This is a genomic window from Terriglobus sp. 2YAB30_2, from assembly GCF_052114765.1.
Taxonomy (GTDB): Bacteria; Acidobacteriota; Terriglobia; order Terriglobales; family Acidobacteriaceae; genus Terriglobus.
In genome coordinates this window covers 73,405-87,447 of the sequence record NZ_JBFRFJ010000018.1, presented here as the reverse complement: position 1 = coordinate 87,447, position 14,043 = coordinate 73,405, and the positions used below count along the sequence as shown (strand labels likewise).

The window sequence follows — 14,043 nt, the reverse complement described above, 5'->3', positions numbered from 1 at the left end:
CGAAAAAACACAGATGATCCGCGCTCAGAACTTCGTCCACGCGAGGCGGAACAAGATAACCCTGCTCTGGAGAATAGGGAAGATAACGTGACATACTCTCTTCTCGTATAAATAACTCCGAAAATCAAGTAGTACTCACACAGACTCTGAAGCCCACGGCTCCCACCCAATTCTCCAACCAAACATCGACGATTGAATATTCCATTCCAATGCTCGATACACGCCGCCAACACGTTAAGCCCTCATTAAGATCATCAGAACTGTGCGATGAAATGCGGCCGAGAGTTGCCTAAGTATCGAAATTCGATATAGCGTCTTCATAGGAAAAGAGAAGGACGTCTTATCGATGAACCTGCTTCGGATCTCCTGCTTCGCGTCCCTGGGAATGCTTGTCTCTGTTGCGTCCTCTGGTGCGCGCGCCCAGGAGGCCGCCGCTCCGCTCACCTTGGCTGCCGTCGTTGACGATGCCGCGAAGAACTATCCCGCCATCCGTATCTCGCAGGAAGAGCTGAACGCCTCGGTCGCCCGCATTCAGCTGGCGCGCACCGCCTATCTTCCGCGTCTCGACGCCACCGCCCAGTTCAATCGCGGAACCCGCAACAACGTCTTCGGAAGCCTGCTGCCGCAGAGCATCATTCCTCCGATGTCCGGGCCGGTAATCGGCACCAACAACGGCGGCTCGGTGTGGGGCAGCGCTGCCGGAGTCCTGATCAACTGGCAGCCCTTTGACTTCGGTACACGCAGCGCCAATGTTCACGCTGCTGAAGCCGCACGCGATCGCGCCGCAGCCGCCAATCTCCGTACACAGCTCGAGGTAGAGACGGCATCCGCCGATGCCTACCTCTCGGTGCTCGCCTCCACGCAGGCGATGAAAGCCGCGCAAACAGCAGTCGATAACTGGGAGACGCTGCGCCAGAGCATCCATGCCCTTGCAGCAGCCGAGCTTCGTCCCGGAGCCGATGAATCGCGCGTCAATGCCGAGAAGGCAGCCGCGGCCAATCAGCTCGCACTCGCGCAGCAGGCCGTCGAGATATCTGCTGCAACGCTTCACAAGTTCCAGAGCGCACCTACCAGCGTGACACCGCAGGCAAAGCTGCTGAGCAGCGTGCCCACGGCTACCGGAGCGGAGAATCCACTCGCCGTCTCAGGGAATCCGCTCATGGCCGAGCGTAAGGCGACAACCGCCGAGAATGCGGCACAGCTCCACGCCATCGAACGAAGCTGGGCTCCGCAGTTCAACCTGGAAGGCGCAGCCTATGGCCGTGGTACCGGAGCAGAGACCGATGGACGCCGTTTGACCGGAACCAACGGTCTGGCGCCCAACATCGGCAACTATGTCGCCGGCATCAACATCGCCTTCCCGGTGCTGGACTTTGCCAGCATGCACGCGAAGGCCGCGGCGCAATCGGCTACGCTACGAGCCGCTCGCGCGAATGAAGATCTGACCGCACGCAACCTGCAGGAGCAGTTTGCCCAGGCACAGGCCGAGCTTCGCGCTTCCGAGACCATCGCACAGAACACACCCACTCAGCTTGATGCTGCGCAGACAGCATTGAATCAAGCCACCGCCCGTTATAAGGCCGGCCTTGTTCCCGTGGATGATGTGGCGCAGGCACAGCGGCTGCAGGTGCAGGCAGAGATCGACAACGCCATCGCCCGGCTGAATGTCTGGCGCGCCTTTCTGAAATTGCAGTATCTCCGGGGCGATCTGCAGCCCTTTCTGCAGGAGGCGAACCGCTAGAGCATTTCTCCTAAGGATGTAGAGCGAAGTTTTGGTAGTTTGCGCCGTTTTCCTTCGAAGAAAACGGCATTCACGGATTTATCCAACACTACAGTGTTAGGAGAATTGCTCTAAAGGAACCGACTCGACATGCGCCTTGTCCTCGCAGCACTCAGCCGTCCGCTTACCGTGATCGTCGCGCTGCTCGCGATCGTCGCCGGCTTCTTTATGGCCGTTGGACGCATGCGGATGGATATCTTCCCGCAGGTCGGCAACCCGGTCATCTACGTTGCCCAGCCCTACGGCGGCATGAACCCCGCGCAGATGGAGGGCTACCTCACCTATTACTACGAGTACCACTTCCTCTACATCACCGGCATTCAGTCAGTCGACAGCAAGAGTGTCCAGGGTGCAGCCCTGATGAAGCTGACCTTCCGCGAAGGCACCAATATGGAGCAGGCGATGGCGGAGACCGTCGGCTACGTCAATCGCGCCCGCGCCTTCATGCCGCCGGGAACGGTGCCGCCCTTCATCACGCGCTTCGATCCGGGCAGCGTCGCCGTCGGCCTGCTGCTCTTCTCCAGCAATACTCACTCGCAGGGCGAGCTGCAGAACTTTGCGCTGAACCAGGTGCGTCCGCTCTTTGCCACGCTTCCGGGCGTCTCCGCGCCGCCGCCCTTCGGCGGCAACCAGCGCACCATCGTGGTCACACTCGATCCGGACAAGCTGAAGCAATACGGCGTCTCTCCGGAACAGGCTATCTCTGCCGTCAGCGCCGGTTCGGTGGTGGCGCCCACCGGCAATCTCTACGACGGCACACTCAACCGCATCGTCCGCACCAACTCTGCCCTGGGGCCTGACCTGGCCGAGCTGATGAGTGCGCCCATCCATCCGCGCTCCGGAGCCAACATCTATCTCCGCGACATCGGCACCGTTGAGAACGGGACCGATATTGTCACAGCGTATGCCCACGTTGACGGCAAGCGCACGGTGTACATTCCGGTCACCAAGCGCTCCGACGCCTCGACACTGGCTGTGATCGCGGCCGTCAAAGCCGCCATCCCCAGCTTCAAGAAGGCGATTCCCGACGACGTGGATGTGCAGCTCGCCTTCGACCAGTCCGGCTATGTCTCCAACGCGATCGGCGGTCTGGTACGTGAAGCCCTGCTGGGAGCGGTGCTGACCGGCCTCGTCGTCTTGCTTTTCCTGCGTGACTGGCGCGGAGCGCTGATCGTCGTTGCCAATATTCCCTTTGCGCTCTTTACTGCCGTGGTCGCGTTGTGGGCTACGGGACAGACCATCAACATCATGACGCTGGGCGGCCTGGCGCTGGCGGTCGGTGTGCTGGTCGATGAAGCCACGGTCGAGATCGAGAACATTCACACGCAACTGATGCCTGGGGTCTCGCGCGCGAAGGCAGTGCTTGAAGCCTGCCGCCGCACTATCATCGCGCGGTTGCTTTCGATGCTCTGCGTGCTCGCCGTCTTCGTTCCCTCGTTCTTCATGCAGGGTGTGGGACGCCAGCTCTTCACGCCGCTCTCGCTGGCGGTGGGCTTTGCGATGATTGCGTCGTACCTGCTCTCAAGCACGCTGGTGCCGGTCTTCGCCGTATGGATCATGTCAGAGACACATCGCGGCGAAGAGCATGAAGGGCGCTTCGGCCGGCTGCGCACCTGGTACGAAGGCTACCTGCAGCGCATCCTCAAGCGCGGACGTCTGATCTATCTCGGCTACTTCGGTGTTTGCGCGCTGTTGCTCTTCCTGCTGGCGCCCACGCTGGGCACAGAGATCTTTCCCGACGCCAACGGCCCGGTGCTGCGCCTGCGCATCAAGGCTCCTGTCGGCACACGTATTGAAGAGACCGAGCCGCAGGTGCTGAAGGCACTCGATCTCATCCGCAAGACAGCAGGCGAACACAACGTCGCTATCACCTCGGACTACGTCGGCGTGCAGCCCTCCAGCTATCCGGTCAACCTGATCCATCTCTTCACCGCCGGCCCGGAAGAGGCGATCGTTCAGGTGCAGCTCGCGCCCGGCCATCCGCAGGATGAGAAGCTGCGCGAAGAGCTCCGTACAGCCTTCCAGAAGCAGATGCCCAATCTCAACGTTGCCTTCGAAGGCGGAGACATCGTCTCGCAGGTGATGAGCTTCGGCTCGCCCACTCCGATCCAGATCGATGTGCAGGGTGTCGACCTCGATCAGGACTATGCCTACCTGGCAAAGATCGAAGCCGAGATGAAGAAGCTGAGCTTCCTGCGCGACATCTCCATCCCGCAGGAGCAGCAGTATCCCACGGCTGAGATCAAGATCGACCGCGACTACGCTGGACAGTTTGGCCTCACCATGGCCGACGTCACTACCTCGCTGATACCGGCGACCGGATCGTCTCGCTTTATCGCACCGAACTACTGGCGCGATCCTCGGACCGGCAATGCCTTCCAGATCCAGGTGCAGCTCCCTTCCAACCGCGTGCAGGGACTGGGAGCGTTGTCGACGCTTCCGCTGATGCGCGAAGGCCAGGCACAGCCGCAGCTCGATCAGGTGGCAAGCCTGAAGTACGGCACCATGCCGGAGATGATTGAGCGCTTCAGCGGACAGCGCATCGTCAGCGTCACCGCCAACCTTCACGGCATTGCACTCGGAGATGCCCGCGGAAAGATCAACGGTATCCTGCAGCATCTTGCCGCGCCTCCTAAGGGAGTGACGGTCGTGGTGCGTGGCCAGGTGCCGGCGCTGGAAGACACCATCTCCGGTCTGCGCATCGGTCTGCTGATCGCCATCGCAGCCATCTTCCTGCTGTTGATGGCCAACTTCCAGTCGCTTCGTCTGCCGCTGGCGGTGTTGTCCACTATCCCCGGTGTGCTGGTGGGCGTGGTGCTGATGCTGCTGATCACCCGTACCACGCTGAACATTCAGTCGTTCATGGGAGCCATTATGGCGGTCGGCATCTCGGTGGCGAACTCCATTCTGCTGATCAGCTTTGCAGAGCACGCCAGACGTGAGAACAAGGATGTCGAAGCTGCTGCCTTCGAAGGCGCTACCGGCCGGATGCGGGCCATCCTGATGACAGCGACGGCGATGATCTGCGGCATGATTCCCATGGCTATAGGTCTGGGTGAGAGTGGAGCACAGACCGCTCCGCTGGGACGCGCCGTGGTCGGCGGCCTGATCTTCTCCACGCTGACGACGCTGACCGTTCTGCCCACCATCTATGCCGCGCTGCAGCGCAAGGCCAAACACGAGTCCAACTCACTTAATCCGGAAGATCCTACGAGCCGCTACTATGAACACGTTTAGAAACGCCGCTGTCCTTCTGCCGTTCGTCAGCATCTCTCTTGCCTTGGCGCAAGGCGCGCCGAAGATCGCGCTGGCGAAGGTGGAGAGCCGCAGCCTCTCCCGCACCGTGCCGCTGACGGCGGAGCTGACGCCGTATCTGCAGACCGACATCGAGGCCCGCGTTCCGGGCTATGTGGAGAAGGTTCTTGTCGATCGTGGAAGCAAGGTGCGCCGCGGTCAGTTGCTGGTCGTTCTCTCCGCGCCGGAGATGGGCTCGCAGACCTCTGCCTCCGAGGCCGGTCTGCATCAGGCCGAAGCGGAAGCGGCACAGGCCAAAGCGTCAGCAGCGGCAGCGGCCAGCACTTACGAGCGGCTGCTGGAGGCATCGAAGACTCCCGGCGCTGTCGCCGGCAATGAGTTGATCCAGGCACAGAAGCAGAAAGAGGCAGCCGAGGCCATCGTGCAGGCCCGCGAAGCTTCAGTAAAGTCGGCAGGGAGCCAGCTGACCTCGACGAAAGAGATGCAGGGATATCTTCGTGTGACCGCTCCCTTCGACGGCATCGTCACCGAGAGGCTGGTTCACCCCGGCATGATGGTCGCCGCAGGCAGTCATCAGGCGCTGCTGCGGCTGCAACAGGTCTCGCACCTTCGCCTGGTGGTGCCTGTACCCGAGAACTACTCAGGCAACATTGCCCAGGGCACGCAGGTCACCTTCCATGTACCGGCGCATCCGGGCAAAAACTATACCGGCAAGGTCGCTCGTATTCCCAACTCGCTCGCCCCGCAGAGCCGCGCCATGATGGTGGAGCTCGATGTCGCCAATGCCGACGCATCGCTGTCGCCGGGCATGTATCCCACAGTGGACTGGCCGGTGGCTGCCGGTGACAACCTGTTGTTTGTCCCGGCGACCAGCGTCGTAACCACGACGGAGCGCACCTTCGTCATCGCTGCACGCGGCGGACATGCTCATTGGGTGGATGTCCGCAAGGGTCCGGTCTCCGGCGATCAGGTTTCCGTTCGTGGAGAGTTGAAAGTGGGCGATACGGTGGTAAAGCAGGCAACCGATGAGATTCGCGATGGCGCTCCCTTGCCTTAGGGTGTGTCATAAATCCTGAAGCGCATTTCAGATCGGCCCTACGGAGGATCAAGCGCTGAAGGCGCGTTCTATACCAGCCTGGGGCAACGCCCCAGGTACGGAGATAGAAAACGGTAAGAGGGCTGAAAGCCCGATCTATAATCGCGAATCGTCACAAAGGAAATAGTTCGTGAAATCGTTGTAGGCCTCTCGAAACGATACATTCGGATTGAAGACCCTTATATAGAGCGGGCCTTCAGCCCTTGACATCTTGTGGGCGCCAAAACCTGGGGCGTTGCCCCAGGCTGGTATAGGTCGCGCCTTCAGCGCTCATACATCTTTCTTCTCAATAACGAATCGGGCTTTAAAGCCCATTTACTTTTACGTCTTTATCAGCGGGCTGAAGCCCGCTGAATACCCCAGCCAGCAAGCTGGCCGGGGACCCCGCTGAATACCCCAGCCAGCAAGCTGGCCGGGGACCCCGCTGCTCCCACCAGTTTCAGTCAACCCGCCTTTCTCAGGACCAAATCTGCTGACGACATCCTCAACGCTCTCGCCAAATATTGTTTAGCGAATTCATGACTCACCACGCTAGCTCTTCGTCACCCGCACAAATAAGTCTGGCGTTTTCTGCCCTCTGACTCTAGGATTACGTCGGCTGCCTTACTTTCGTTACCTTCTTTTTTGCCGTACTTTCCCTGCCGGAGGATTCATGCGCGTTCGTCGATACGAACGTGGGCGTTCCCACGTGTTTTACACACTCTTTCTGAGCACGATCGCCCTCACCTCAACCGCGTTTCTTCCCGCCTTTCGCACGGCAGATGCACAAAGCACAGCCGGCAACCGCGTCTCCCCTGAATTCCGCGAACCGGTTACTCTCGCTACCAAAGACGGTGTGCTCGAGGTCCGCCTGACCGCGCGCCAGAGTGCGGCAACGCTCGATACGTCGGCCAAACCGGTGGAGAACTTTCTTCTCTTTGACTACGAGCTCCTCCACGGTACTGCCTCTGACGGCAAGACGACCGGACGCGGCCTATATCCCGCGCCGACGCTGCAGGTCTATCCCGGTGAGAAGCTAATCGTCCATCTCGACAACGCTCTGACCGGCCTCACGATCGATGACTACTTCAGCCCCCAGTACACCAAGGTCGGGGGAGAAATCCCTCTCTATCCCATTCAGATGAAGTCGTCGCCCCTGAACCTGCATGTCCATGGCGTGCACGTCAGCCCAAAGGGCAATGCAGACAACGTCATGCTCCATATCCCCGCCGGCATGTCGAACACCTATACCTACGAGATCCCCAGGAACATGCCACAGGGAGCGTACTGGTATCACTCGCATCTGCACACGCTAACCGGGCCGCAGACCTACGCCGGGCTCGCCGGACTGCTCTCCATCGGGCGCACCGATGGAGGCCTGCAACTGGTGACCGAGAAGAAGATCCCGGTTCGCAACATGCTGCTGCAGTACAACGGTGTCTTTGATCGCGCCAATGGAGGCGCCGTTCTGAACAACGTGAACTGGGCGCAGTATGTCAACACCGCCACACCGCCGAAGAGCGACGAGCTTGCCAAAGGCACCTATCGTCCCTTGCTCGCGCCGACCAACTTCACCAGATCGAAACCGGGAACGACCTATTTCACCGTCTGGTATGCAGGCCCGCTGTCTGTCCGCAACGACCGCGGCCTGCTGCAAACCATCCCGAGCAACCTGCAGACATTCATCCCGAGCGATCCGAAAACCGGCAAAACGATACCGGCCGAACCATCGCTACCCGATGACAAGCGCGATGTGCAGTTCACCGTAAACGGCCAGTTCGAACCCACCCTCAAGAGCAAGGCAGGGCAGACAGAGATCTGGGTCCTGGCCAATGTCAGTGACTTCGCCTACATCAACCTTCAGCTCACTGAGACCGTGACCGGCCAACACCCGAAGATCGCCATTGTCGGTGAAGACGGCAACCCCTTTCCTGCCGTGCATTACCCGGTCACCGACGACGGCACACGCCTGCTGCTTCCACCTGCCAGCCGTGCCGCCATCGCCGTCACCATGCCGGAGAAGGGCGATCTCATCCTCGAGATGCCTCCCCGCGGCAGCGGCACAAAGACCATCAATGTCCCCGGCGTTCTGTATACCAGCAACGGCACCGAGAATCCGCCTGCTATCCTTGGCAGCCTCAGTGTAGGACCTTCGGCGGTAAGCTACGTCGATGGCTTCTTTGCCTTCCCCACACAGATGCTGCTGAAGGCAGTTCCCTCGCAAGGCAAGGGAGAGACCACAGCCTTTGTCGAAGGACAGAAGCTGAGCGGCTATAACTCCTTCATTGATCTGACCGATGCCAGGCCTGACTTCAAACGTGAGATTGTTATCTCCGGCGGATTTCTGGATACGCTCGCGAGCAACGCCGATCCCAAGGCTTTCACCTATGTCTTCGACGGCGCAGCATTCCCCAACATGCCGCTCATTCAACCCCGTCTGAACTCAGTGGAAGAGTGGAAGTTCATCAACAACAATAACGACGAGCATCCCATTCACATCCACGTCAACGACTTCCAGGTGATGGAGTACTACGACCCGACAACCGGCCTGCACACCGGCCCACAGCCCTGGGGGCTGGATAACGTCAACGTCCCAGCACCGACCATGCAGGTTGACGAGACCGTCATTCAACCCGGCATTCTCTCTTTCCGCACGCGCTTTGACGACTACGCCGGCCTCTTTGTCATGCACTGTCACCGCCTCAATCACGAAGACAACGGCCTGATGGCCCTCGTGAATGTCATTCCCGCGGTCTCCACCTACGCCGTCGCCATTCCCGGGACAGGAGGTGCACCGTCCGAGGTACGCATCTTCGATGCCAAAGACGACAAGCAGATCTCCACCGTCATCCCTTTCCCCGGCTACCAGGAGAGCGTCAGTGTGGCAATGGGTGACGTCGATGGAGACGGTGTTCTCGACCTGATCGTAGGCTCCGGCAGAAACCACGTACCCGAAGTCGTCGCCTACGCGGGCGGCAACCTGGCCAGGGGACCGTTCGGTACAGAGCTGGCACGTTTTCAGCCCTTCGCCTCCAATGCAAGCAATGGTGTAACCGTCACTGCGGCGCAGATCGACGGAACCACCTCCGACAACATCATCGTCGGCTCCGGCCCCGGCATGCCGAGCGAGGTCAAAGTCTTCAGCACCAGGCTTCCCTCCTCACACGGTACGGCCCCCGCACTCTTCTCCAGCTTCAAGCCCTACGGAGACGACACCTCCGGCGTCACGCTCGCAGCGGGCATCGTCGACTTCACGACCGGACGCAACAGCATCGTCACCGCTCCCGGAGCGGGCAAGGCAGCCGAGGTCAAGGTCTTCGTCTTCTCGCTGCTCTCACCGATCGCCGGCGGAAGCCACGCGGGGATGAAGATGCCTGCCACCGATCAGCCCTCGCAGACCGCAGCCTTTTTCCCCTTCGGCAAGGACTACAAGGGAGGCGTTTCCCTTGGCGCCGGATGGCTCGCCGGTTCACTCGGCGGAGCACAGCGCATCATCGCCAGTCAGCTTACAGACAAGGGCGCCGTCAAAGTCTTCTCCAATGGATCGGCGCTGGACGGCGGTCCAGAGATGTATCTCCACAACCCGGAAGAGCATATTCACGGCGCAACCTTCCGTGAGATTGCGAGCTTCAATCCATTTCCCGGTTCCGGAGCTCAGGTAGCAACCACCAGCACCACCACAGGCGCTAACCTTCTGGTGAGCGGCGCCACGCCACAGGGAGCACGCGTTCTGAAGTTTGACTTCGAACGAGCGGACGCGAAAGCAAATATGCTGAAGCCGCTTCCGCTTGGCGAAGTTGCTCCCACAGCCGGAACACGACCGATTGTTCTGGCCGGCGACTGACGCGCACTAAGCGACACATCAAGAACAGAGACCTCAGTTCGACCAACACACTGAGAAGGACGAAATGAATGAAGGCAACTCGACGGGAATTCGTGCAGTGGGCCGTGGCAAGCGGCATCACGCTCGGCGTTTCGCGCATCGGAGCAGGCCAGACAGCGGCAACTCCGCCCGGCTTCACGGCGCACGAGACCCTGCCAGGACGCGGCAAGTGGACGCCGGAGTTCGGGCGCATCGACGGCGTCGCCAAAGCCACCGGAGCAAAGCTCTACGCCTCAGACTTTCGCGCAGCCGACCTTCCCGGCTGGCCCTCTGAGACATCGCATGCGCTGCTGGTCCGTTGTGCCGATGCAACCCATATCTATGAAGGTTTCGATCTCGCCCGTCTAAGCAAGATCGCCAGGCCGGCCGTCGTGGTTACCGCTGACGACGTGAAACACGCCAAAGTCCGCGTGCCTGCCTTCTACGAAGGCGATCTCTTCTGCCCTGCCGGCAAGACACCCACCTATCTGGGCCAGCCGGTCGCGCTGCTCATCTTCGAGAAGTTCGACGCCTTCGATCAGGCGCGCCTCGCCCTGCGCGACGGTCAATTCCTCAGATTCGGTAAAGAGACCGGCCCTGTCGAGGGTTCCAACTATGGAGCCTTCCGCTTTACCCGGGTCGCCGGCCCCACACCCGATGATCCGGACGTCTACTCCCCCATGCAGGCAGGCTGGATCAGTCCCGGCTTCCTTGAAAGCTCCGGCCGTCCCATCTGGAAACCTCTGCCCGTCGCCAAAGGCGGCGAGTACGTCAAAGGCGCGACCTTCGGTGACGAGATCCGCAAAGGGCTCGCGAACAAAGACGCCGGCCTGCTCGTGCTCGACCGCGAATTCGAAACCCAGTCCGTCGATCCCGTGTTCCTTGAGCCGGAGTGCGGCCTTGCCTGGTATGACACCTCCGCCCAAAAGCTGGAAACAGTGCTTGGCGTGCAGTCTCCCTTTGAGACCACCGAATCGCTCGCCTTTCTTCTCGGCGAAGCGAGCTCCGGGTTCAAGCCCAAGGTCATCGATGCCCAGTTTGCCTACGTGGGCGGAGGCTTCGGCGGCCGCGATCACACGCCGTTCCCACTCTACGTCACACTCGCCGGCATGTTCTATCCCGGCCACGCCGTACGTCTTGCCCATGACCGCTTCCAGCAGTTTCAGGGAGGCACCAAACGCCACGCCTTCAAGATGCGCTCGCAGATCGGCATCGATCGCGCTTCCGGAAAGATTACGGCCTTCGCCGCCGATCATGTCCTCGATGGCGGCGGCATGATGAACTACTCCCCCAGCGTCGCCACCGTCGGCGCGACTGGAGCCCTGGGCATCTACGACGTGCCGAAGGTCGACGTCACCACCGTTGCGATGCACACTCGCGGCGTTACTGCCGGCTCCATGCGCGGCTATGGAACGCTGCAGACGATGACGGCGCTCGAAACTCTGATCGATGAGGTTGCCTGCGCGCTTCCGATGGATCCCATCGAGTTCCGCCGCCGCAATGCTCTTGCGCCAGGCGGACGCATCATGACCGGTCATGCCTACTCTGTTTCCACACGCACCAGAGAGATCCTCAGCAAGCTGGAAAAGCACCCCGTCTGGATCAAGCGTGCCGAGAAGAAGACACAGGCGAAGCCCGGCTTCCTGGTCGGTACAGGAGTTGCCATTGCCACCAAAGACTACGGATCAGGTGCGGACTGTTCTCTTGGACGCGTCGAGATTAGCCCCGAGGGCCGCATCTCCATCCACTGCGATGCCGTCGAGATGGGCAACGGCATCGGAACAGCGCTGGCGAATCGCGTCGCCCTGCATCTCGGCGGACGCGCCGACGAGGTCACGGTCGCACAGGTCGATGCCTTTGACGCTCTGGAACTGGTGAAGACCGGCGATCCCTTCACGATGACCCAGGCCGCACAGGACGAAGGAGAGAAGAACCCACGATGGGTACCGGAGATCAGCTCTCCGACCAGCGCCTCCATCGGAGCACACGTGGGCACACAGGCCGCCGCTGAAGCCGCACGCATCCTCTACCGCTTCGGCCTGTGGCCCGCGGCCATCGCGCTGTGGGGTATCGCTCCCAACGATCCGCGGGCAAAGCAGTCGGATGAGGCCTACTGGCAAGACGACATTCTCATCATGACCGGCCTCGATCCTCTGCCTCTCAAGAAGATCGCCGCCAAAGCCCACGCGATGAAGCTCGTTACCGGCGTTATGGCGCATGCCTTCTCTCGCTGGGCATGGGCTCAGGCCACCTTTGCAATCAATGGTGAAAGCTGGACAGCCGATATCGACGCCCTCGCCGTTCGTTACGCCGGTGACAGCTTCACCTGTCTCAACCGCAGCTCCGTTGCCTTTCCGCCCACGGACTACAACCGCATTGGCGTTGCATTCTCGTCAAGCTGCGGAACGCTGGTTCGCGTCGAGATCGAACGCACTACGGGCAAGCTGCGCATCGCCAAAGCTTATAGCGCTCTTGAATGCGGTCAGGCACTGGTCCCCGAGGTCGTGGTCGGACAATCACAGGGAGGTTTCGCCATGGGCGTCGGATACGCCCTTATGGAGACGCTGCCTCCGTTTGAAGATGGACCAGGCAACGGACAGTGGAACCTTGGTCAATACCGCATCGCTCGCGGATCCGATCTTCCCTTGCACGATCTCGAAATCGAGATCCTTCCGCCACTTCCCAAAGAGCCGCCCAAGGGCATGGCCGAGGTCGTCATGATCCCGGTCGTTCCCGCGCTCCTGAACGCAATCTTCGACGCGACCGGCCATCGCTTCCGCTCGCTGCCGGTCACCCAAACCATGATCAAGGATGCCCTCGCATGACAACTCTCGCCCTTACGATCAATGGCCGCGCTTATGGCCCCATCGAGGTACGCGACGACCTGACCATGAACGACTTCCTGCGCGAATACCTTGGCATGACCGGCACGAAGTATGGCTGCGGCGCTGCTCAGTGCCTGAGCTGCGCCGTCATCGTCGATCGGCCCGACGGCACCAGCCACACCAATCCCACCTGCATCGTTCCCGCCTCCAGCTTCAACGGCAAAACGATACGCACGATCGAAGGGCACGCGAAGAACGGCGAGCTCACCATCCTGCAGAAGACCTTCATTGAGCACTTCGCCTTTCAGTGCGGCTACTGCACGCCAGGATTTCTCAACGAGGGCCAGGTGCTTCTCGAACGGCTCGAAAAGACTCCCGTAGCCCACGCAGATCTCGATTCCACCATCGGCGAAGCCCTCGACGGGCATCTTTGCCGGTGTACCGGCTATGTGAAGTATCACGAAGCCGTCCGCGCCGCCGTTCTAACAGAACCCGCCCGCTTCCTGAAAGACGGTGCTCAATGAAGATCGACTGGCGTCTTCTTGCAATTGCCATTACGTTGACGCTTATCGGCATCGTCAGATCCGCAGCCGCGGCAGCCGACAAACCTGCGGCTGCAGGCGATGCCAATACACTTGCCTCTCCGAAGAGCTTCGCCTCCATTGCCGATCCGCAGAAGCGTTCAGCCGCATACTTCACCGAACTGAGCAAGGTGCTCACCCACCAGCGCTGCGTCAACTGCCATCCCTCGGGCGAGAGCCCACGCCAGGGAGATAGCCGCCGCCTGCATCAACCTGTGGTCGTTCGCGGCGTTGACGGCTACGGCCGCGAGAATATGCGGTGCGGCACCTGCCACACCAACGCCAACTTCGAACAGGGCCGCATCCCTGGCAATGCCCACTGGCATCTTGCGCCGGCCGAGATGGCCTGGGAGGGCAAAACGCCCGCAGAGATATGCCTGCAGATCAAAGACCCGAAGCGCAACGGCAACCGTTCACTGAACGACCTGATCGATCACATCGGCAAAGACTCCCTCGTCGGATGGGCATGGAACCCCGGCTATGGCCGGAAACCCGCCCCAGGAACGCAACAGCAGGCCGGCGAGCTGGTGGAGGCCTGGGCAAAATCCGGCGCCGCCTGCCCGCAATAGCGAGACCGTCGGTTTAAAGCGCTGAAGGCGCGTTCTATACCAGCCTGGGGCAACGCCCCAGGTACGGGGACAGGAAAGCGGTATGAGGGCTGAAGG

7 protein-coding genes are annotated in these 14,043 nt (G+C 60.8%); all 7 read left to right on the top strand.

Going from position 1 to position 14,043, the window contains the following annotated elements; all coding sequences use genetic code 11:
- Positions 1-346 precede the first annotated feature (346 nt).
- A complete protein-coding gene (locus AB4Y89_RS21010) occupies positions 347-1,741 on the top strand; it encodes a TolC family protein (RefSeq protein WP_442302901.1) in 1,395 nt (464 codons plus the stop codon).
- A 129-nt stretch (positions 1,742-1,870) separates the two neighbouring features.
- Entirely contained in the window at positions 1,871-5,017 is a 3,147-nt protein-coding gene (locus tag AB4Y89_RS21005; protein ID WP_442302900.1) for an efflux RND transporter permease subunit, read from the top strand.
- Complete coding sequence (locus AB4Y89_RS21000; protein WP_442302899.1) at positions 5,004-6,092, top strand: efflux RND transporter periplasmic adaptor subunit; 1,089 nt, start codon at positions 5,004-5,006, stop codon at positions 6,090-6,092. The genes AB4Y89_RS21005 and AB4Y89_RS21000 overlap by 14 nt, the downstream gene beginning before the upstream one ends.
- 691 nt (positions 6,093-6,783) lie before the next feature.
- Complete coding sequence (locus AB4Y89_RS20995; protein WP_442302898.1) at positions 6,784-9,954, top strand: multicopper oxidase domain-containing protein; 3,171 nt, start codon at positions 6,784-6,786, stop codon at positions 9,952-9,954.
- Positions 9,955-10,022: 68 nt separating this feature from the next.
- A complete protein-coding gene (locus tag AB4Y89_RS20990; RefSeq protein WP_442302897.1) occupies positions 10,023-12,797 on the top strand; it encodes a xanthine dehydrogenase family protein molybdopterin-binding subunit in 2,775 nt (924 codons plus the stop codon).
- Positions 12,794-13,321 (top strand): (2Fe-2S)-binding protein, encoded by a 528-nt coding sequence (locus AB4Y89_RS20985; RefSeq protein WP_442302896.1) that lies wholly within the window; start codon positions 12,794-12,796, stop codon positions 13,319-13,321. The genes AB4Y89_RS20990 and AB4Y89_RS20985 overlap by 4 nt, the downstream gene beginning before the upstream one ends.
- Entirely contained in the window at positions 13,318-13,947 is a 630-nt protein-coding gene (locus AB4Y89_RS20980) for a hypothetical protein (protein WP_442302895.1), read from the top strand. Before AB4Y89_RS20985 ends, AB4Y89_RS20980 begins: the two co-directional genes overlap by 4 nt.
- Positions 13,948-14,043 lie beyond the last annotated feature (96 nt).